Annotated in this window: 17 protein-coding genes; 10 read left to right on the top strand and 7 right to left on the bottom strand. The window is 67.4% G+C overall.

Annotated features, from left to right (window positions below; all coding sequences use genetic code 11):
• Positions 1–8: 8 nt before the first annotated feature.
• Complete coding sequence (gene cckA / locus VQ042_RS04440; RefSeq protein ID WP_331815987.1) at positions 9–2,546, top strand: cell cycle histidine kinase CckA; 2,538 nt, start codon at positions 9–11, stop codon at positions 2,544–2,546.
• A 19-nt stretch (positions 2,547–2,565) separates the two neighbouring features.
• Here cckA and VQ042_RS04435 read toward each other — a convergent pair whose 3' ends face one another.
• Both VQ042_RS04435 and VQ042_RS04430 read right to left on the bottom strand, forming a co-directional pair.
• Complete coding sequence (locus VQ042_RS04435; protein ID WP_331815986.1) at positions 2,566–3,480, bottom strand: pseudouridine-5'-phosphate glycosidase; 915 nt, start codon at positions 3,478–3,480, stop codon at positions 2,566–2,568.
• The gene (locus VQ042_RS04430) at positions 3,477–4,430 is read right to left on the bottom strand and encodes a carbohydrate kinase family protein (protein WP_331815985.1); all 954 of its coding nucleotides are present in this window, start codon (positions 4,428–4,430) and stop codon (positions 3,477–3,479) included. The genes VQ042_RS04435 and VQ042_RS04430 overlap by 4 nt, the downstream gene beginning before the upstream one ends.
• A 179-nt stretch (positions 4,431–4,609) precedes the next feature.
• On the opposite strand from VQ042_RS04430, the gene recA reads away from it, so the two are divergent.
• Together recA and alaS are read left to right on the top strand one after the other, a co-directional pair.
• Positions 4,610–5,683: a recombinase RecA gene (gene recA / locus VQ042_RS04425; protein WP_331815983.1), complete on the top strand. Its 1,074-nt coding sequence runs from the start codon at positions 4,610–4,612 to the stop codon at positions 5,681–5,683.
• A gap of 178 nt (positions 5,684–5,861) precedes the next feature.
• On the top strand, positions 5,862–8,534 hold the full coding sequence (gene alaS / locus VQ042_RS04420) for an alanine--tRNA ligase (protein ID WP_331815981.1): 2,673 nt from the start codon (positions 5,862–5,864) through the stop codon (positions 8,532–8,534).
• Between the two features lie 215 nt (positions 8,535–8,749).
• On the opposite strand, the gene VQ042_RS04415 is transcribed toward alaS, so the two are convergent.
• Positions 8,750–9,961, bottom strand: a complete 1,212-nt coding sequence (locus VQ042_RS04415; RefSeq protein WP_331815979.1) for an NADP-dependent isocitrate dehydrogenase — start codon at positions 9,959–9,961, stop codon at positions 8,750–8,752.
• A 184-nt stretch (positions 9,962–10,145) separates the two neighbouring features.
• On the opposite strand from VQ042_RS04415, the gene VQ042_RS04410 reads away from it, so the two are divergent.
• The 3 genes from VQ042_RS04410 (at position 10,146) to murI (ending at position 13,417) form a co-directional block, all read left to right on the top strand.
• A complete protein-coding gene (locus tag VQ042_RS04410; protein ID WP_331815977.1) occupies positions 10,146–11,627 on the top strand; it encodes a carboxylesterase/lipase family protein in 1,482 nt (493 codons plus the stop codon).
• Positions 11,628–11,717: 90 nt separating this feature from the next.
• Positions 11,718–12,614 (top strand): RNA methyltransferase, encoded by an 897-nt coding sequence (locus VQ042_RS04405; RefSeq protein WP_442880027.1) that lies wholly within the window; start codon positions 11,718–11,720, stop codon positions 12,612–12,614.
• Positions 12,611–13,417 carry a glutamate racemase gene (murI, locus tag VQ042_RS04400; protein WP_331815976.1) on the top strand — a complete coding sequence of 269 codons (807 nt, stop codon included), beginning with the start codon at positions 12,611–12,613 and terminating at the stop codon, positions 13,415–13,417. Before VQ042_RS04405 ends, murI begins: the two co-directional genes overlap by 4 nt.
• A 98-nt stretch (positions 13,418–13,515) precedes the next feature.
• On the opposite strand, the gene VQ042_RS04395 is transcribed toward murI, so the two are convergent.
• Positions 13,516–13,983: a DUF2799 domain-containing protein gene (locus tag VQ042_RS04395; RefSeq protein ID WP_331815975.1), complete on the bottom strand. Its 468-nt coding sequence runs from the start codon at positions 13,981–13,983 to the stop codon at positions 13,516–13,518.
• Positions 13,984–14,251: 268 nt separating this feature from the next.
• Here VQ042_RS04395 and VQ042_RS04390 point away from each other — a divergent pair, with 268 nt between their 5' ends.
• The 4 genes from VQ042_RS04390 to VQ042_RS04375 all read left to right on the top strand — a co-directional run bounded on the left by VQ042_RS04390 (position 14,252) and on the right by VQ042_RS04375 (position 17,132).
• Positions 14,252–14,410 (top strand): YqaE/Pmp3 family membrane protein, encoded by a 159-nt coding sequence (locus tag VQ042_RS04390; protein ID WP_331816102.1) that lies wholly within the window; start codon positions 14,252–14,254, stop codon positions 14,408–14,410.
• 214 nt (positions 14,411–14,624) lie between these two features.
• Entirely contained in the window at positions 14,625–15,242 is a 618-nt protein-coding gene (rpsD, locus tag VQ042_RS04385; RefSeq protein WP_331815973.1) for a 30S ribosomal protein S4, read from the top strand.
• Between the two features lie 158 nt (positions 15,243–15,400).
• The gene (ttcA, locus tag VQ042_RS04380; RefSeq protein ID WP_331815971.1) at positions 15,401–16,297 is read left to right on the top strand and encodes a tRNA 2-thiocytidine(32) synthetase TtcA; all 897 of its coding nucleotides are present in this window, start codon (positions 15,401–15,403) and stop codon (positions 16,295–16,297) included.
• Between the two features lie 10 nt (positions 16,298–16,307).
• Positions 16,308–17,132 carry an inositol monophosphatase family protein gene (locus VQ042_RS04375; RefSeq protein ID WP_331815969.1) on the top strand — a complete coding sequence of 275 codons (825 nt, stop codon included), beginning with the start codon at positions 16,308–16,310 and terminating at the stop codon, positions 17,130–17,132.
• Positions 17,133–17,229: 97 nt separating this feature from the next.
• Here the strand turns inward: VQ042_RS04375 and VQ042_RS04370 are convergent, their stop codons facing one another.
• From VQ042_RS04370 to VQ042_RS04360, 3 genes are all read right to left on the bottom strand, one after another.
• Positions 17,230–18,507, bottom strand: coding sequence for a multidrug effflux MFS transporter (locus tag VQ042_RS04370; protein WP_331815967.1), 1,278 nt, complete (start codon positions 18,505–18,507; stop codon positions 17,230–17,232).
• A 192-nt stretch (positions 18,508–18,699) separates the two neighbouring features.
• Entirely contained in the window at positions 18,700–19,047 is a 348-nt protein-coding gene (gene grxD / locus VQ042_RS04365) for a Grx4 family monothiol glutaredoxin (RefSeq protein ID WP_331815965.1), read from the bottom strand.
• Between the two features lie 182 nt (positions 19,048–19,229).
• On the bottom strand, positions 19,230–19,463 hold the full coding sequence (locus VQ042_RS04360) for a BolA family protein (RefSeq protein ID WP_331815963.1): 234 nt from the start codon (positions 19,461–19,463) through the stop codon (positions 19,230–19,232).
• Positions 19,464–19,494 lie beyond the last annotated feature (31 nt).

The raw sequence follows: 19,494 nt of genomic DNA, 5'->3' as shown, positions 1-19,494 counted from the left end.
GAATCACCATGGATGGAGGGGCGACGACGGGGTCTGCAGACCGGCCGCTGATCGACAGGGCTACCGCGGCATCGGGTGTCAGGCGTCTCCTGATGCTGGGCGGATCGCTGATGGTCCTGGCGGCGCTTCTCGCGCTGCTGGGCAATGCCTATGGCGGCATCGCGCTGCTGGTGATCTTCGGCGGCCTTGCCATGGCGGGCCTCGCCGCGATCTTTGCGACGGCGCTCGGCTTCGTGCAGTTCACCGGCCGGATCGCCGAAGCGTCCATCGCCAAGGATTTCCTCGACGCCGCCCGCACGGGGACGCTGATCCTCGATCGCAAGGGCCGGATCATCTACGCCAACAAGGCCTATGGCGAGACCACCGGCGCGACCAACGCCGCAGGGGTGAAGACGCTGGAACGGCTGCTGGCGCGCGAGACCGAAGCCTCCGAGGCGATCTATCACCTGGCCAATCTGGCGCGGGAGAACCGGTCGGGGCAGCGCGAGTTCCGCCTGCCGCGCAGCCTGGGCCCCGGCGCCGAGCCGACGCCGCACTGGTATCGCGCCTCGGTGCGCCCGCTGGTCACCTCCACCGGCACGCTGCACGCCTGGCAGATCCTCGACATCACCTCCGAGCGCAAGCACCAGGAAAGTTCGTTCCAGGACCTGCAGCACGCCATCGACTATCTGGACCGCGCACCAGCCGGCTTCTTCGCCACCGACGGCGATCTGAAGATTGCCTATCTGAACGCCACGCTGGCCGACTGGCTGGGTGTCGATCTGGTGGAGTTCCGCCCGTTCAGCCGGTCGATCCTGGAATTCGTGCCCGAGGCCTCGCAGGCCCTGCTGACCGCGCCCGCCGACGGTGCGGACGCCCTGGAAACCACCGCGATCGATCTCGACCTGATCACCCAGTCGGGCCGGAGCCTGCCGGTGCGCCTCCTGCGCAAGCCGGTCTCCGACGATGTGGCCGCGCCCGGGACGATGCGCACGCTGGTCCTCAACCGCAGCGGCGACAACCATGCCGCGAGCCCGGTCGAGGTCGCCGAGGCGCGCTTCACCCGCTTCTTCAATTCCTCGCCCATGGCGATCGCCGTGCTCGACCGGCAGGGCCGCGCGGTGAGGTCCAATGCGGTGTTCCGGCAGATCTTCGGCAACGATGCGGCCAACGGCACCGCCGCGATCGAGTCCAGCATCCTGGCGGCCGGGCGCGACGGCTTCCACCAGGCGCTCGGCGCGGCGATGGAAGGGCAGGCGGGCGTGCCGCCGGTCGACGCCGAGATCGAGGGCGAGCGGCCCCGCTCGGTGCGCTTCTATGTCAGCCCGATCCCGAATTCGGGACCGGACGCGGACGAGGTGGTCATTCTCTACGGCGTCGACACGACCGAGCAGCGGGCGCTGGAGGATCAGTTCGCCAAGAGCCAGAAGATGCAGGCGATCGGCAATCTGGCCGGCGGCATCGCCCACGATTTCAACAATGTCCTGACGATCATCACCGCCTCGGTCGACTTCCTGCTGCTCAACCACCGCACCGGCGATCCCTCCTTCCAGGACCTGCTGCTGATCAAGCAGAGCGCCAACCGCGCCGCCTCGCTGGTCCGCCAGCTGCTGGCCTATTCGCGCCGGCAGACGATGCGGCCGAAGATGCTCAACCTGACCGACGTGGTCGCCGACATGCATCTGCTGCTGAAGCGGGTCAGCGGCGACCATGCCAAGCTGGAGCGCCATCACGCCCGCGACCTGTGGCCGGTCATGGCCGATATCGGCCAGTTCGAGCAGGTGATCACCAATCTGGTGCAGAACGCCCGGGACGCGATGCCCGACGGCGGCACCATCACCATCTCGACCCGCAACGTGGTGGCGGCGGAGGTCGCCGGCTTCGGATATGCGGAGATGACCGAGGGCGACTACGTGCTGGCCGAGATTTCCGACACCGGCACGGGCATGCCGGCGGAGGTGGCCGAGCGGATCTTCGAGCCGTTCTTCACCACCAAGGACATCGGCAAGGGCACCGGCCTCGGCCTGTCGATGGTCTATGGCATCGTCAAGCAGTCCGGCGGCTTCATCTTCGTCGACACCCGGCCGGGCGAGGGCACGACCTTCCGCATCTTCCTGCCGCGGCATATCCCGGCACAGGTGACCGCGTCCAAGAGCGACACCAGCGCGGTGACCGTCAACGCCAAGGTCGATCTGTCGGGCACCGCCTCGATCCTGCTCGTCGAGGACGAGGACCATGTGCGGGCCGGCAATGTCCGCGCCCTGAAGATGCGGGGCTACGACGTCCACGAGGCGGCCTCCGGCATCGAGGCGCTGGAGGTGATGGAGGAACTGGACGGGCAGATCGAACTCGTCGTCTCCGACGTGGTGATGCCCGAGATGGACGGCCCGACGCTGCTGCGCGAAATGCGCAAGAAGCGGCCGGAGCTGAAATTCATCTTCGTTTCCGGCTATGCCGAGGACGCCTTCGCCAAGAACCTGCCTGAGGGCGAGAAATTCGGCTTCCTCGCCAAGCCCTTCTCGCTGCGCGAGCTGGCGGTGGCGGTCAAGAACATGCTCGACGAATAAAAGCGTTGGCCCGGACGCGTCAGCGGTGGCGGGCGACCGCGATCCGGGCGGCGAGCCGGGCATTCGCCTCGACCAGCGCGATGTTGGCCTCCAGCGAGCGGCCGTCGCTGAGCTCGAAGATGCGGGCCAGCAGGAAGGGCGTGACCGCCTTTCCGGCAATGCCCGCGGCCTCCGCATCCGACAGGGCCGCCGTGATCCAGTCGTCCACCCTGGCGCGGGGGATGGCATGGGCCGCGTCCAGCGGATTGACGACCAGCATGCCGCCGCCGATGCCCAGCCGCTTGCGCGCGGCCTGGAAGCCGGCGATCTCGGCCGGGCTGTCGAGGCGCAGCGGCACCGGCAGCCCGGAGCTGCGCGACCAGAAGGCCGGCAGCTCGTCGGTGCCATGGCCGACGACCGGAACGCCCCTGGTCTCAAGCACTTCCAGCGTCTTCTGCAGGTCGAGAATCGCTTTCGCACCGGCGCAGACGACGATCACCGGCGTGCGCGCCAGTTCCTCCAGATCCGCCGACACGTCGAAGCTCGTCTCGGCACCGCGATGGACGCCGCCAATGCCGCCGGTGGCAAAGACGCCGATGCCGGCCAGCGCGGCGGCAATCATCGTGGCGGCGACCGTGGTCGCGCCGGTACGCCCGGTGGCGACGGCAAAGGCGAGGTCGGCGCGCGACAGCTTCAGCACATCGCGCGCCGTAGCCAGCGCCGTCAGTTCGTCCCGGTCGAGCCCGATCCGCAGGCAGCCATCCGTGACCGCTATGGTCGCCGGCACGGCGCCTTCCTCGCGGACGATCGCTTCGACGCGCTCGGCCATGGCGAGGTTGCGCGGATAGGGCATGCCATGGGTGATGATGGTCGACTCCAGCGCAACGATGGGGGCACCGGCGGCAAGCGCGGCGGCGACGTCGGCGGAGGGGGTGAAGGGCGCAGCGGGGCTCATGACGCGGTCTCCGGCCGGCGGGGTTCGTGCAGCGCGGCGACGCCCTCGGCGATCCTGTGCGCGAGTTCCTCGAGCAAGGTCGGCTCGGAGGAGATCCGCAGCGAGGCGGCGACGATGCCGGCGCGCACCGCGTCGAGAAAGGGGGTGCCGGCGCACAGCATGGCAAAGGCGGTGCCGGCCAGATTGTCGCCGGCCCCCGTGATGTCCTTCGGCACGACGGTGGGCGGCTGCTGCAGAAGCACGGTCTGCCCGTCGAGGATCATCGCCTCGCGCGGGCCATCGGTCACCACGGCACGCTGGACGCCCAGTTCCGACAGGAGCTCGGCGATCAGTTGCGGGCTGGTGCCGATGGTCGCCTCGACCAGGCTGGCAGCCTCGGCATAGGACAGGAACAGCGCCGTGATCCCGCCGAGCGAATCCTGCAGGCGGCCGATCTTGGCCGGCGACACGCCGATGGCCGCCACCGGCTTGCCCGCCGCCTGGCCCGTGACTGCGGCGATCGACGCGGCCGGCAGATTGGCGTCGACGAGGATGCCGTCGGCCCTGGCAATGGCGGTGCGCACCGCACTTCTGGTGAACAGGCGCGGCACCATGAGATCGTAGAGCGCCATGTCGGCGATTCCGGCGACGAGCTCGCCCTTGTCGTCGAGGACGGCCGTATAGGTCGGGGTGGTGCGGTCGAGCCATGTCACCGACAGGTCCGTGACACCGAGGGCGAGGATCGCCTCGGTGACCCGGCGCCCGTCTGGATCGCCGCCCCGGGCGCTGTGCAGGCTGACGCCGGCGCCGGCCTGGACCATCGCCTGCACGGCGTTGAAGGCGGAGCCGCCCGGGCAGTCGACCAGCCGTCCGGGGTTGGAGGCGCGCGGCACATAGGGCGAGTCCGAAATTGCCCGCCGGTCGATGTGTGCGGCGCCGGCGGCATAGATTCTGGGGCCGGTGGAGAACATGAGCGGGCTCTTCATCAAATGTTAGGCAAGTGGCCGCGGATGGCGCGGACGGGGATCGCGTGCGAATCGGAACAAACCGGGATCATGGCCTTGCCGATTGAGAACAAATCCGGTACATGATGTCAGCACACCTTGTCATTGCACCCCCGTCCAACGCGTGGAATAAGGTCTCGTCTCCCATGGCACAGAACTCACTCAGGCTTGTCGAGGATAATTCGTTGGACAAGAACAAGGCGCTCGACGCCGCGCTGTCCCAGATCGAAAGGGCCTTCGGCAAAGGCTCTATCATGCGGCTCGGCGAGAACGAAAAGATCGTCGAGATCGAGACCGTTTCCACCGGCTCGCTGGGCCTGGACATCGCGCTTGGCGTCGGTGGCCTGCCCAAGGGCCGCGTCATCGAGATCTACGGCCCGGAAAGCTCGGGCAAGACGACCCTGGCGCTGCACACCATCGCCGAAGCCCAGAAGAAGGGCGGCATCTGCGCCTTCGTCGACGCCGAGCACGCGCTCGACCCGGTCTATGCCCGCAAGCTGGGGGTCGATCTGGAGAATCTCCTCATCTCGCAGCCCGATACCGGCGAGCAGGCCCTGGAGATCACCGATACGCTGGTGCGCTCCGGCGCGATCGACGTGCTGGTGGTCGATTCGGTCGCCGCGCTGACGCCGCGCGCCGAGATCGAGGGCGAGATGGGCGATTCGCTGCCCGGCATGCAAGCCCGGCTGATGAGCCAGGCGCTGCGCAAGCTGACCGGCTCGATCTCGCGCTCCAAGTGCATGGTCATCTTCATCAACCAGATCCGCATGAAGATCGGCGTCATGTTCGGCTCGCCCGAGACGACGACGGGCGGCAACGCGCTGAAGTTCTACGCGTCCGTGCGCCTCGACATCCGCCGCATCGGCGCGATCAAGGATCGCGACGAGGTCACCGGCAACCAGACCAAGGTGAAGGTGGTCAAGAACAAGCTGGCGCCGCCGTTCAAGCAGGTCGAATTCGACATCATGTATGGCGAAGGCGTCTCCAAGACCGGCGAACTGGTCGATCTGGGCGTGAAGTCCGGCATCGTCGAGAAGTCGGGCGCCTGGTTCTCCTACAACAGCCAGCGGCTGGGGCAGGGGCGCGAGAACTCCAAGGCGTTCCTGCGCGACAATCCCGCCATCGCCGACGAGATCGAGATGCTGATCCGGCAGAATGCCGGGCTCCTGGCCGAGCAGCTGCTCGACGATACCGGTCCGGGCGACGCGTCCGACGACTGATCGCGGAAGCCGTTTCGAACGATCCGCGCGGCAGCCCGCCTGATGGCGTGCCGCGCGGCCCCGCGGGTCTGATGGACACGCGGTGCGGGCCTCTGTACAACGCGCCTTTGCTCGAGGCTGGCGACGTGCGCGCCGCGGCCGAGGGCACTTCCCCGCAGGTGTTCCGAAGGTCGCATCCATGAGTGGCGTCAACGAAATCCGGTCCGCGTTCCTCGATTATTTCGCGAAGAACGATCACGAGCGGGTGGCCTCGTCGCCGCTCGTCCCGCGCAACGACCCGACATTGATGTTCACCAATGCGGGCATGGTGCAGTTCAAGAACGTCTTCACCGGCGTCGAGACGCGGCCCTATCAGCGCGCCGCCACGTCGCAGAAATGCGTACGCGCCGGCGGCAAGCACAACGATCTCGACAATGTCGGCTACACCGCCCGGCACCACACCTTCTTCGAGATGCTGGGGAATTTCTCCTTCGGCGATTATTTCAAGGACCGGGCGATCGAGCTCGCCTGGAACCTGATCACCAAGGAATTCGCGCTGCCGGCCGACCGGCTGCTGGTTACGGTCTATTCCGAGGACGAGGAGGCGGCGGGGCTGTGGCGCAAGATCGCCGGGCTGTCCGACGACCGCATCATCCGCATCTCCACCTCCGACAATTTCTGGGCGATGGGCGAGACCGGTCCGTGCGGGCCGTGCTCGGAGATCTTCTTCGACCATGGCGAGGGCATTCCAGGCGGCCCTCCCGGCAGCCCGGACGAGGATGGCGACCGCTTCATCGAGATCTGGAACCTCGTCTTCATGCAGTTCGAGCAGCTCGGCGCCGACGAGCGGGTGGAACTGCCGCGCCCCTCGATCGACACGGGCATGGGGCTGGAGCGCATCGCCGCGATCCTGCAGGGCGTCCACGACAATTACGACATCGACCTGTTCAAGGCGCTGATCGCCACGGTCGAGGCGACGATCGGCTCGCGCGCCGAGGGCGACAGCATCGCTAGCCACCGGGTCATTGCCGATCATTTGCGCTCGACAGCCTTCCTGATCGCCGATGGCGTGCTGCCGTCCAACGAAGGTCGGGGCTATGTCCTGCGGCGCATCATGCGGCGCGCCATGCGCCATGCCAAGATGCTCGGCGCGCGCGAGCCGGTGCTCTACAGGATGCTGCCGACGCTGGTCGCCGAGATGGGCCGGGCCTATCCCGAACTGGTGCGCGCCGAGGCGCTGATCTCCGAGACGCTGAAGCTGGAGGAGCGCCGCTTCCTGCAGACCCTCGATCGCGGCCTGTCGCTGCTGACCGACGCGACAGAAGGCATGGAGGTGGGGGCCAAGCTGTCCGGCGAGACCGCCTTCAAGCTCTACGACACCTACGGCTTTCCGCTCGACCTGACCCAGGATGCCCTGCGCCAGCGCGGCATCGCGGTCGATCTCGACGCCTTCAACACCGCCATGGAGCGGCAGAAGGCCGAGGCCCGCAAGAGCTGGGCCGGATCCGGCGAATCGGCCACCGAGACCGTCTGGTTCCCGATCCGCGAGCGCGTCGGCGCGACGGAATTCCTCGGCTACGACACCGAGCAGGCCGAGGGCTCGGTGCTCGCCGTGGTACGCAACGGCGCAGAGGTCCCCGCGGCCGGTGCCGGGGACGAGGTGGCGGTCGTCCTCAACCAGACGCCGTTCTACGGCGAATCCGGCGGCCAGCTCGGCGATACCGGGGTGATGCGCGGCGACGGCGTCGAGATCGTGATCTCGGACACGCAGAAATTTGCCGGCGGCCTGTTCGTGCATCGCGGCAAGGTCCGGTCCGGCACCATCAAGCCGGGCATGGCGCTCGATCTGGTCGTCGACCATGGCCGCCGCACCAAGATCCGCGCCAACCATTCGGCGACGCATCTGCTGCATGAGGGCCTGCGCGAGATCCTCGGCACCCACGTGGCGCAGAAGGGCTCGATGGTGGCGCCGGACCGGCTGCGTTTCGACTTCTCCCATCCCAAGCCCATCGAGGCCGGCGAACTGGCGGAGGTCGAGCGGCTGGCCAACGGCATCGTCCTGCAGAACGCGCCGGTCGAGACGCGGCTGATGGCCGTCGACGACGCGATCGCCTCGGGCGCCATGGCGCTGTTCGGCGAGAAATACGGGGACGAGGTGCGCGTCGTGTCGATGGGCACGGCCGAGGAGGGCGAGAAGGCCGGCAAGATCTTCTCGATCGAACTGTGCGGCGGCACCCATGTGACCGCGACCGGCGACATCGGACTGGTGCATATTCTCGGCGAGAGCGCGGTGGGCGCCGGCGTGCGCCGCGTGGAGGCGCTGACGGGGCAGGCGGCACGGGACTACCTGCTCGCGCAGGATGCCCGGGTCCGCCAGATGGCGGCGATCCTCAAGGTGTCGCCGGCCGATGCGCCGGTCCGCCTGGAAGCGGTGGTCGAGGAGCGGCGCCGGCTCGAGCGAGAACTGACCGAGGCGCGCAAGCGGCTGGCCCTGGCCGGTGACGGCGCGAGCGGCGACGGCGGGTCCGCGGCCAGGACGGTTGCCGGCGTCGGCTTCATCGGCCGGGTGCTGAACGGGGTCGCCGGCAAGGATCTCAAGGGCCTGGTGGACGAGGCCAAGGCGCAGATGGGCTCCGGCGTCGTTGCCTTCGTTAGCGTGGATGCGGGCAAGGCCAGCGTCGTCGTCGGCGTCACGCCGGACCTGACCCAGCGCTTCGACGCGGTGTCGCTGGTGCGCGAGGCCAGCGCGGCGATCGGCGGCAAGGGCGGCGGCGGGCGCCCCGACATGGCCCAGGCGGGCGGTCCCGACGCCGACAAGGCCGATGCGGCGGTCGCGGCGGTGGAAGCCGCACTCGAGGCTGCCGCGGCCTGACCGGTCACGCATCTTCGGATTGTTCAAGGGGCGCTGCGGCGCCCCTTTTTGCGGTCGGAGGGCGCGTGCGGCCGCGTCACAGCGTTGCGCCCATCCGTCGTCCCCGGCGCGTCATGCGGCCGAATATCGGAACCGGTGTCCATGCCGCACGACGCCCATACGAAAACGCCCGGCGGTGAGGCCGGGCGCGTCGTCATCTCATCCGTAGCCGGTGATCAGGCCATGGCCTTCTGCAGGTTCTCGTCGACCTTGTCGAGGAAGCCCGTGGTCGACAGCCACGGCTGGTCCGGGCCGATCAGCAGCGCCAGATCCTTGGTCATGAAGCCGCTCTCGACGGTCGACACGCAGACCTTCTCCAGCGTCGCGGCGAAGTCGGCCAGGGCCTTGTTGTCGTCGAGCTTGGCGCGGTGCGCGAGGCCGCGGGTCCAGGCGAAGATCGAGGCGATCGAATTGGTCGAGGTCTGCTCGCCCCGCTGATGCTGGCGATAGTGGCGGGTGACGGTGCCGTGGGCGGCCTCGGCCTCGACCGTCTGGCCGTCCGGGGTCATCAGCACCGAGGTCATCAGGCCGAGCGAGCCGAAGCCCTGGGCGACGGTGTCGGACTGAACGTCGCCGTCGTAGTTCTTGCAGGCCCAGACATAGCCGCCCGACCATTTCAGGTTGGAGGCCACCATGTCGTCGATCAGGCGGTGCTCGTAGGTGATCTTCGCGGCCTTGAACTTGGCCTCGAACTCGGCCTCGTACACCTCCTGGAAGATGTCCTTGAAGCGGCCGTCATAGACCTTGAGGATGGTGTTCTTGGTCGACAGATAGACCGGATAGCCGCGCTGCAGGCCGTAGTTCAGCGAGGCGCGGGCGAAATCGCGGATCGACTCGTCGAGATTGTACATCGCCATGGCGATGCCGGCGGCGGGGGCGTCGAACACCTCGTGCTCGATGGTCTCGCCATCCTCGCCTACAAACTTGATCGACAGCTTGCCCTTGCCGGGGAACTTGAAGTCGGTGGCGCGGTACTGGTCGCCATAGGCGTGGCGGCCGACGATCACCGGCTTGGTCCAGCCGGGCACCAGGCGCGGCACGTTCTTGGCGATGATCGGCTCGCGGAAGATGACGCCACCCAGGATGTTGCGGATCGTGCCGTTGGGCGACCGCCACATCTTCTTCAGGCCGAATTCCTCGACCCGGGCCTCGTCGGGCGTGATCGTCGCACATTTGACGCCGACGCCGTGCTTCTTGATGGCGTTGGCGGCGTCGATCGTCACCTGGTCGTCGGTGGCGTCGCGGTTCTCCATCCCGAGGTCGTAATATTCCAGGTCGATGTCGAGATAGGGGTGGATCAGCTTGTCCTTGATGAAATGCCAGATGATCCGGGTCATCTCGTCGCCGTCGAGTTCCACAACCGGATTGTCGACCTTGATCTTCGCCATCTCTGTCTTCCCCTGAAGAATGAAAAAACGCGGCCTCGGGCGGCCGCACCAATGCAGGACGTCGTGTCACGCCCGGAAACTCACGGCGCCCTATAACACCCGTATCAGTGGACGCAAAGCATGGGCCGCGGCACGGAACCGGCGGGCGGGCCGGCCTGCCGTCGCCCCCCACAGGAGTTCGAGCATGGCAGAATCCGTCGTCGTCGAAGCGCCCTGCGGCCGGGTGCGCGGCCAACGCGTCGGCGGCATCGCGAGCTTCCTCGGCATTCCCTATGCCGAGCCGCCGCTGGGCCGCCTGCGCTTTGCCGCGCCGGATCCCGCCAGGCCCTTCAAGGCGACCTTCGAGGCCGATTCCTACGGCCCGGCCGCGCCGCAGCGGCGGGCGCTGGTCGAGCCCTTCGCCACCTTTGCCGGCCTGAACCGCTCCTTCAGCGAGGACTGCCTGAACCTGCATGTCTGGACGCCGGACACGGGCGGCGCGCGTGCCGTCCTGGTGTTCCTCCATGGCGGCGGCTTCATCATCGGCTCGGGTTCGCAATATCCCGGCGGTGATCTCGCACGCCGCGGCGACGCGGTGGTGGTGACGCTGAATTACCGGCTGGGCTTCTTCGGTTTCAACGGCTTTGCCGAGCTGTTTCCCGGCGACGAGCGGTTCGCCAACAATGCCGGACTTCTCGACCAGCGGCTGGCGCTGCAATGGGTGCGCGACAACATCGCCGCCTTCGGCGGGGACCCGGAGAGGGTGACGATCGCCGGCGAATCCGCCGGGGCCGCGTCGGTCGCCTTCCACATGGCGGCGCCGGGATCGCACGGGCTGTTCGGCCAGGCGATCGCCCAGTCCGGCGGGCTCAACCTGTTCTATCCGCGCGAGCGGGCGATGGAGATCGGCGAACGCACGCTGGATGCGCTGGGCGCGCGGCCCGATCGCGAACGGCTGTTCCGCCTGGCGCCGCAGGCCTTCGGCCTTGCCTCGCGCAAGGTCACCGCCGAGTTCCCCGGCATTCCCTCGCGCCCGCACTTCGATTGCGGCGAACTGCCGGACGGTCCGCTGCCGGCGCTCTACCGGGCGATGATCCCGGTGCCGTTGCTGATCGGCACGAACCGCGACGAGTTCTCCTTCTTCAGCGAATTGCCGATCTTGAAGATCGACAGCGACATGGCGTCCCTGCGGCGCTGGGTGGGCGAGGTGGCGGGGGAGGTGGCCGCGGCGCGGATCGCCGCGCTCTATTCGCGCGGGAGGGCGGGACGGATCGCATTCGGCACCGACCTGCTCTTCCGCATGGCGGCTATCCACCAGGCCGACGACCATTCGCAGCGCGTGCCGACCTTCATGTACCGGCTCGACTGGGAGGCAAAGGGGCTGTTGTCGCGGCTTGGCGCCACCCATTCGGTCGATCTGCCGCTGCTCTTCGAGGATTTCCTCAAGCCGTTCCGCAGCGTCTATCTCGGCGTTCTGCCCGATCCGCCCCGCCTGCGGCTGTCGGAACGGATGCGCGACCACTGGATGGCCTTCGTCAATGGCGGACGGCCGGGCGAGGCATGGCCGGCCTATCGGCCCGAGACGCGGGAGACGATGATCTTCGCCGGGCGGGGAGACCGGGTCGTGCCGGACCCCGAAAGGGAGCGCCGCGTCGCGTGGCAGGCGGTGGACGGCGCGACGCCCTGAGCGCTGCCGGTGGAGCCGGGCGCCGCAAGGCCGGCTTGGCGCGGCACGCACGACGCGGTATCAGCGGGCTGAAACAGCGGAAGTCCCAGCGTGCCGGAAAACCAGTCCTCCACAAGTTTGCCCGAGACCGGGCCCGCCATCGTCCTCGTCGAGCCGCAGCTTGGCGAGAATATCGGCATGGTGGCGCGGGCCATGGCCAATTTCGGGCTGTCCGACCTGCGGCTGGTCAGCCCGCGCGACGGCTGGCCGAACGAGCGCGCCGTGGCAGCGGCCTCGCGCGCCGACCACGTCATCGACCGCGCCCGGCTCTATGACAGCGTCGAGGCGGCGGTTGCCGACCTGACCTTCGTCTATGCCACGACGGCGCGGGCGCGCGACAGCTTCAAGCCGGTGCGCGAGCCGGAATCGGCCGCGGCCAGCCTGCGGGCGCGGATCGGGGCGGGCCAGCCGGCGGGCATCCTGTTCGGCCGCGAACGTTTCGGCCTGTCGAACGAGGAAGTCGGCCTGGCCGACGAGATCGTGACCTTCCCGGTGGACCCGCAATTCGCCTCCCTGAACATCGCCCAGGCGGTGCTGTTGATGAGCTATGCCTGGCGCATGGCCGGCTCGGCCGACGTGACCCGGCCGCGCTTCTCTGCGCCCGAGGTGCCGCCGGCACGCAAGGAGGATCTGCACCGGCTGCTGGCGCATCTGGAAGCCTCGCTCGACCGGAACGGCTATTTTCATCCCGAGCACAAGCGCGAGGCGCTGACCCAGAAGCTGCGGACCATGCTGACCAAGGCCGGCTTCTCCGAGCCGGAAGTGCGCACGATGCGCGGCGTCATCCGCTCCTTCGACTATGTCATCGCCAAGGGTGGGCTGGCGCCGGCGAACGGGGCGGCGGAGGACGGCGGCTCCGTCACGCCGTCCGGCGCTCACGAGGACGAGACGCCCCAGGACGACGGGCTGCAGGACGGGGCCGAGCGGACCGGAAAGTCGGCGCTGTGAGCGCACCGATCCTCGTCTTCGATTCGGGTATCGGCGGGCTGACCGTGCTGCGCGAATTGCGGACGGCGATGCCGGACCGGCGCTTCATCTACGTCGCCGACGATGCAGGCTTTCCCTATGGCGACTGGGAGGAGGAGCCGCTGGTCGCACGCATCCTCGGCCTGTTCGAGGACCTCATCGGTACCTATGCGCCGAGCCTTGCGGTCATCGCCTGCAACACGGCCTCGACGCTGGTGCTGCCGCAATTGCGCGCCCGCTTCGACATCCCCTTCGTCGGAACGGTGCCGGCCATCAAGCCGGCCACCGAGCGTACCCGCTCGGGCCTGGTCAGCGTGCTGGCGACGCCGGGCACGGTGCGACGGGTCTATACGCGCGACCTCGTCGAGGCCTTCGCCACCCATTGCGAGGTGCGGCTGGTGGGATCGCCGGCGCTCGCGACGCTGGCCGAACGCTCGCTCCTCGATATAGGCGCATGCGGCGGGCAGGAACTCGACGATGCCATCGCCGCGGAGATCGCGCCCTGCTTCGTCGCGGCGGGTGACCGGCGGACCGACATCGTGGTTCTCGCCTGCACCCATTATCCGCTGATCGCCAATCATTTCCGCCGGCTGGCGCCCTGGCCCGTCGACTGGCTGGACCCGGCCGAAGCGATCGCCCGCCGGGCCCGCTCGCTGTGCCGGCCGGAAGCGGGCGACCTGCCGGAAGGCTTCGACCGCGCGCATTTCACCGGCGGCGCACCTGGCTACCAGATGCGCCGGCTGGTGCGCGGCTTCGGCCTCGACGTGACGGACGGCAGTTCCTAGAGCGCCCTGCGCCGGGGAGAACGCAGGAAGAACGCTCCGACGGATCGAACTCCGCCGCGTGCGGCGCGATAACCTCATCCGGTCTTCGGGCCGATGCGCTAGCCCGCCGCCCGTGCGAAGCGCTCGATCAGCAGATCGTTTTCGGCCCGGCGCAGATTGCCCTCGGCCTTCCAGAGATCGTCGCGCAGGCGGCGAAGCTCGCGCCGCTTCTCGCGTTCCTTCTTCTCGTCCTCGATCTCGTCGCGCATGCGGTCGATGCGGCCGCGCAGATCTCCGACCCGCTGTTCGGCGTCGTGGACGCGCTTGTACGCACGGTAAGGCCGCTCGAAGCCGTCCTTGAGATCGAGCGGGCAGGAATTCTGGTAGGAGCGTCCCTCGGCGCCGAGGCGGGCGCCGTTCTCCGGCGTGCAGAAGGTGGCGATGCCGTCCTGCCAGCCGGCGCGCCATGCGCCGACATCCGGGGCGATGCCGTGCCTAGAGCAGGCAGCCTGATGTTCGGCGACGAAATAGTCCGGTCGGCCGCTTGCCCCATCCGATTCCCCGAGCGTGCGCCAGTTGCTGGTCACGCACTCCTCCTCCGACAGGGTGGCGCAGGAATTGAGGAGCAATCCGGCCCCCACGATCAACGGCAAGGCCAGCATCGTCCGTCGCATGCACTTCCCTCTTTACGTTGCGGCAGGATCAGATGGGGGCCATCGCGCGGGCAAAAGAGCAAGCCGTCCGGGCGGCGTCCATCAGTGCACCGGCGAAGGGTGGTTGGAACATGCCGGGGGACGGCACGTTGCAGATACCAACACATCAGAACGCTATCTTACGAAAAGGACCGAACCGCTCATGGACATCATCCGCATCATTCTCGCAATCATCCTGCCGCCCGTCGGTGTGTTCATGCAGGTCGGTTTCAGCAAGCATTTCTTCATCAACATCCTTCTGACGCTGTTCGGCTACATCCCCGGCATCATCCATGCGATCTGGGTGATCGCGAAGTACTGACCGGATCGCGGCCGGTTGACACCCGCCGGTCGCTTCCGTATGGAACAGCCCAGCCGGTTGGACCCGTTCCAGCCGGTTTTTGACGTGTCCCGTGGACGACATCGCCTAGTGCCCATGTCGTCCTGTCAGTCCGCAACAGCGGGCAGAGGAGGGCGCGTTTCCTCAGAAGGTCCTCGGATTGTCCGCGGGGCCTCGTTTTGTTGAAGGAAATGCGATGAGCAAGCGCGCATCAGCGAAGTACAAGATCGATCGCCGCATGGGCGAAAACATCTGGGGACGTCCGAAGTCCCCGGTGAACCGGCGCCAGTACGGCCCGGGCCAGCATGGCCAGCGCCGCAAGGGCAAGGTTTCCGATTTCGGCGTGCAGCTGCGCGCCAAGCAGAAGCTCAAGGGCTATTACGGCGACGTCTCCGAGAAGCAGTTCCGCAAGACCTACGAAGAGGCTGCGCGCCGCAAGGGCGACACCTCGGAGAACCTGATCGGTCTGCTTGAGAGCCGGCTCGACGCTGTCGTGTATCGTGCGAAATTCGTGCCGACGATCTTCGCGGCCCGTCAGTTCGTCAACCACGGCCATGTCAACGTCAACGGCGTGCGCACCAACATCCAGTCGTACATCTGCAAGGCAGGCGACGTGATCGAGGTTCGTCCGAAGTCCAAGCAGCTGACGATCGTCCTGGAATCGGTGCAGCTCGCCGAGCGCGACGTGCCGGAATATGTCGAGGTCGATCACCAGAAGATGGTCGCGACCTACCAGCGCGTTCCGGGCCTCCACGACGTGCCGTATCCGGTACAGATGGAACCGAACCTGGTGGTCGAGTTCTATTCGCGCTGATTCTTCGGCGCCTGCGAGATCTGCGAAAGGCCGTCCATTGGGCGGCCTTTTGCTTTGGGCGGACTGATCTGCCGAATTCTCCGCATCGTGCTGGACGGAAAGCGGTCCCGATCCCCCCGCCGATGCTGTAGACGAAACCCGTGACGACGGAGGCCGGGATGCTCGATCTGGAGACCACGCGCGCGGACGCGGCAGAGAGTCAGGCGCTGGACGACGGCGCCGGTCAGGCGCACCCGCTGTTTCGCGACTGCCCGTCGTCGGTGACCTTCAAGAAGCTGCGCAAGCGGCTGCTGCGCGAGATGCGCGAGACCATCGAGGCCCACGCCATGGCGCGGCCGGGCGCACGCTGGCTGGTGGGCATTTCGGGCGGCAAGGATTCCTATGCGCTGCTGGCGCTCCTGTCGGATCTGAAGTTCCGCGGCCTGCTGCCGGTCGATCTCCTGGCCTGCAATCTCGACCAGGGGCAGCCGAACTTTCCCAGGCACGTCCTGCCCGACTTCCTGACGCGCTACGACATCGCGCACCGGATCGAATATCGTGACACCTATTCGGTGGTGACCGAGAAGGTGCCGTCCGGCTCCACCTATTGCGCGCTCTGCTCGCGCCTTCGGCGCGGCAATCTCTACCGCATCGCCCGCGAGGAGGGCTGCGAGGCGCTGGTCCTCGGCCACCATGCCGACGACTGCCTGGAGACCTTCTTCATGAACCTCTTCCATGGCGGGCGGCTGTCGGCGATGCCGGCCAAGCTCCTCAACAACGAGGGCGACCTGATGGTGCTGCGGCCGCTGATCCGCTCCGTGGAGGAGGACATTGCGAAATTCTCCGCGGCGATGGCCTTCCCGATCATTCCCTGCGACCTCTGCGGCAGCCAGGACGGCCTGCAGCGCAACATCACCAAGCAGATGATCGCCGATCTCGAGCGCCGCTTCCCGGGCCGCAAGCAGGTGATGCTGCGCGCGCTGGCGAATGTACGGCCCGGCCATCTCCTCGACGCGTCGGTCTTCGACTTTGCCGGACTGGCACCCGCTTCGCCCACCGACCGCTCCCCAGCCTGAGGCTTCTGACATGACCGCACCCATCGACATCGACGGCCTGGCCCTGATCCTGCGGGAGGCGGCGATGGCGGAGATCATGCCGCGGTTCCGCAATCTCTCGGACGCCGACATCCGCCAGAAGACCTCGGCGACCGACCTGGTGACCGAGGCGGACGAGGCGGCGGAGCGGTGGATAGCCCGCGAATGCCGGCAGCTTGCGCCCGACGCGCTGTTTCTCGGCGAGGAATCGGTAGCCGCCGATCCGGCGCTGCTGCATCGCCTGGACGACGCGGAACTGGCGATCGTGGTCGACCCGGTCGACGGCACGGCGAATTTCGCGGCCGGGCTGCCGCTGTTTGCCGTGATGGCGGCAGTGGTGCTTCGCGGCGAGACCGTCGGCGCCATCATCTACGATCCGGTCGGCGACGACGTGATGATCGCCGAAAAAGGCGCCGGGGCGTTCCAGCGGACGCGATCGGGCGAGGAGCGCCGGCTGCAGACCGCCGCGCCGGTGGCGCTGTCCGAGACCATCGGCTGCATCAGCACGAGCTATTTCGCGCCAGCCGAAAAGGCCGCGGTGCTGCCGCGGCTCGCGGGTATCAAGATCACCGGCAATTATCGCTGCGCCGGCCATGAATACCGGCTGCTGGCCTCCGGCGGCGCGCATTTCAACGTCTATTCCAAGCTGATGCCCTGGGATCATCTGGCCGGCTGCCTGCTCGTGGCCGAGGCGGGCGGGCATGTCGCCAAGCCGGACGGTTCGCCCTATACGCCGCGCGACAAGGAGGGCGTGGTCATTGCGGCCTGCGACGCGAGCGTCTGGACCGCGGCGCGGGACGGCCTGCTGCCGCAGTAGCGTGCCGCGCATCCCGCGGGATATGGCCGCGGGATGCTGCAGGAGCCAGGAACGGAGTTCGCCCGCCGGCGGGTGACCGATGCGGGCGTCGGGCGGACTACTCGGCAGGGCCTGCCCTGGATGCGGCGGGCTGTTCGCCGGGCGGATCGTATTTGGCGTCGAACAGCCGGCCCTCGGCGAGGATCACGCAGATCAGCGACGAGACCGACAGGATGATGAAGCCGGTTAGCATCGGCAGCACCGTGCCGTCGTAGAAATAGCCGATCGCCGCGCCGAACAGGCCGCCGCCGAAGGTCTGCATGAAGCCGAGCACCGAGGAAGCGGTGCCGGCGACATGGCCGAGCGGATCCATGGCGAGCGCGTTGAAGTTCGTGCCGATGAAGCCGAACAGGCCGAAATTGATCGTCATCGCGACCACGAAGAACCAGAACGGCGCCGCGCCGCCCATCGCGAAGGCGACGGCGAAATGGAGCACGGCAACCAGCAGGAAGCCGATCAGCGCACCGTGCGACAGCCGGCGCATGCCGAGCCGCTCGACCAGCCGGGAGTTCACGAAGGACGCCACCGCCATGAACACCGCGGTCGCCGAAAAGGCGACGGTGAAGATCGGCCCGAGGCCGTAGACCCCGGTGTAGATCTGCTCGGCCTGGTTGATGAAGCCGAACAGCACGCCGAAGATCAGCGCGGTCGAGACCGTGTAGCCGAAGGCGACGCGGTTGGTGAGGACGATGCGGAACGCCTCGGCGGTGCGCTTGAAGGTGAGTTCGCGCCGGTCTTCCGGTGCAAGGGTCTCCGGCAGCCGCATCGCGGACCAGATCGTCACGAACAGGCCGAAGACGGCGATGGCGACGAACACCTCGCGCCAGGATCCGAACAGCATGATCGCCTGGCCGATATTCGGCGCGATCACCGGGATCGCCATGAACACCATCATCACCAGCGACATGACGCTGGCCATGCGGCGGCCACCGAAGCAGTCCCGCACGACGGAGATGGCAATGACGCGAGTCGCTGCCGCACCGATTCCCTGGACCGCGCGCAGAGCCAGGAGCACGCCGAAGGTCGGCGAGAAGATCGCCGCGATCGACGCCAGGATGTAGACCGCCAGGCCGAAGAACAGGATCGGCCGGCGCCCGAAGCGGTCCGACAGCGTGCCGTAGACGATCTGCGCGCCACCGAAGCCGAGGATATAGGCGGTGATGACAAGCTGCCGCTGGTTCGGGTCGTCGACGCCGAGGGCTGCACCCATCTCCTGCAGGGACGGGATGAAGATGTCGATTGCCGCCGCGTTGAGCGCCATCAGACAGGCGACCATGGTGACGAGCTCCCAATAGGGGAGCCCGCGCGTTTCGCTGTGGGGGGACGCGTCGGACATGGTCAGCCTCGTGGGTAAGCCCGCGCAGATGTATTCCGCACCGCACAATATCGCAAGCTTAGCTTAGCAATCTGGCCGCTCCTGGATGGCGACGATGTGTCAACCGAAAGCGGCCCGTACGCATGGAACGCACGGGCCGCCGAGATGGTCCGAACTGGACAGGCGCGCAGGGTTACCGGGCGCGCGGAGCTATCAGCCGTTGGCGGTCGCCGGCGCTGTCGTAGCGACACCCTTTTCAGTGAGGAAGGTCTGCAGTTCGCCGGCCTGGAACATCTCGCGGATGATGTCGCAACCGCCGACGAACTCGCCCTTCACGTAGAGCTGCGGGATGGTCGGCCACTCGCTGTAGGTCTTGATGCCCTGGCGCAGATCGTCGGTCGACAGGACGTTCACGCCTTTGTATTCGAGGCCGAGATAGTCGAGGATCTGCACGACCTGGCCGGAAAAGCCGCACTGCGGGAAGGCCGGTGTGCCCTTCATGAAGACCACCACGTCGTTGGTCTTTACTTCGTTGTCGATCCACTCGTTGATGGCGGTCATGGCGTTCGGTCCTTTGCTCAGATTCGCGGACACTGCTGCAGCTGCCTGAAGCACCCCTGCCGTGCGTCCATTTCGTTGCGCTCGTGCGCCGAGATGTCGGTCAAGCGGCCCGTATCTGGGGGCTGCATGCCCGGGAGATCGTCGGCAACGGGCAGAGCCCTCTTGCGCGTCGCCGCAACATATTACTTCGGTGCGCTGGTTTGTAGGGCCAGTGCGTGCAGTTCGCCGCCCATATTGCCCTGCAGCGCATTGTAGACCATCTGGTGCTGCTGTACGCGCGACTTGCCGCGAAAGCTCTCCGAGACGATCTCGGCCGCGTAATGATCGCCGTCGCCGGCGAGGTCGCGGATGGTCACGTCGGCGTCGGGGATGGCGTCCTTGATCATCGTCTCGATGTCGCGGGCGTTCATGGGCATGTGCTGGGTCTCCTTCGGCCGATGTCGCGAT

It is taken from the genome of Aurantimonas sp. A2-1-M11 (assembly GCF_036549475.1).
Lineage (GTDB): Bacteria > Pseudomonadota > Alphaproteobacteria > Rhizobiales > Rhizobiaceae > Aurantimonas.
The sequence above is the reverse complement of the archived record's forward strand: the minus strand, read 5'-3'. Positions and strand labels throughout refer to the sequence as shown.